Raw genomic sequence first — 1208 nt, 5'->3', positions numbered from 1 at the left:
ATTCGCCCAATCAGGAGGTTCCATGCAAGAGCGAAAGACCTATACCCGCGAGTTCAAGCAACGTGCTGCCAGCATGGTTCTTGATGACAACTGCTCGATTCCTGACGTCTGTGCATCAATGGATGTCGGCCCTACGGCCCTACGCCGCTGGGTAGATCAGGTTCGTAAAGAGCGTCAAAAAGGCCAGCCATTATCCGGTACTAAGGCCATCAGCGACGAACAGCGAGAGCTCCAGCAGCTACGCGCCAAAATCAAACGCCTGGAGACCGAGGCCGAAATCTTAAAAAAGGCTACGGCTCTCTTGATGTCGGATCCCGATCGTTTTTCCTGATCGAGGAGCTGAGGGAGTCAGGCTCGTATCCGACCAGCCTGCTTTGCAGTGCGCTGAGCGTATCTCGTAGTGCGTTTTACGACTGGCTTCGCCGCCGTTCAGCGCCGAATACCAAGCGTGACGCGCTTAGAGCAAAAGTCGTGCAATTGCACGTTGAAAGCCGGGGAAGCGTAGGCGCGAGAATGATCTCTGAGCACTTGAAGGCCCAGCAGTTCAAGGTAGGACGGTATCTGGCCGGAAGACTCATGGAGGAGGCAAATCTGGCCAGCAGACAGCGTCGCAGGCATCAGTATCGCTCCAGAGGCGTCGAAGCCTTTGTGGCCAAGAACCTGCTCGAGCGTAACTTCGAGCCGACAACCATCAACCAGGTCTGGTGCGGCGACGTTACCAGCTTGATGGTCGGGAAGCGCTGGTACCACCTGGCAGTAGTGATTGATCTGTTCGCCCGCCGGATCGTTGGTTGGGCGTTTTCTCTGATCAATGACGCCAACCTGGTTAGCAGGGCGCTGAGGATGGCGGTGGGGGTTCGAGGCAAGCATGCGGGCTTGATGTTTCATTCAGATCAAGGCTGCCAATACACCAGCCAGCGCTTCCAATCCGAGCTGCTTGAGCACGGGATAACGCAAAGCATGAGCCGCAGAGGGCAGTGCTGGGACAACGCGCCAACAGAGCGTTTCTTTGGGACGCTCAAGTCAGAGTGGGTGCCCACCAGGGGTTACAAGGAAATTGAAGAAGCCAGACAGGATATGACCAGCTTCTTCATGCGATACAACCGAATCAGGCTCCACAGCTACAACAACTACCTGTCGCCAATAGCCATGGAGCAGCAGGCGGCTTGATCACCGTAATCGGTGTCCGGAAAAACTTGACCAGAACA

The 1208-nt window shown here is 55.7% G+C and carries 2 protein-coding genes; both read left to right on the top strand.

Annotated elements, in window-relative coordinates; genetic code table 11:
- Positions 1 to 331, top strand: a 331-nt coding sequence (locus tag CAG47_RS29205) for a transposase (RefSeq protein ID WP_256577580.1), incomplete at its 5' end; no start/stop codon positions are given.
- Entirely contained in the window at positions 328 to 1170 is an 843-nt protein-coding gene (locus tag CAG47_RS27600) for an IS3 family transposase (protein WP_371917253.1), read from the top strand. The genes CAG47_RS29205 and CAG47_RS27600, both read left to right, overlap by 4 nt.
- The last annotated feature ends 38 nt before the right edge of the window (positions 1171 to 1208 follow it).

Source organism: Pseudomonas sp. R37(2017) (assembly GCF_002113375.1).
Taxonomy (GTDB): Bacteria; Pseudomonadota; Gammaproteobacteria; order Pseudomonadales; family Pseudomonadaceae; genus Aquipseudomonas.
The sequence above is the reverse complement of the archived record's forward strand: the minus strand, read 5'-3'. Positions and strand labels throughout refer to the sequence as shown.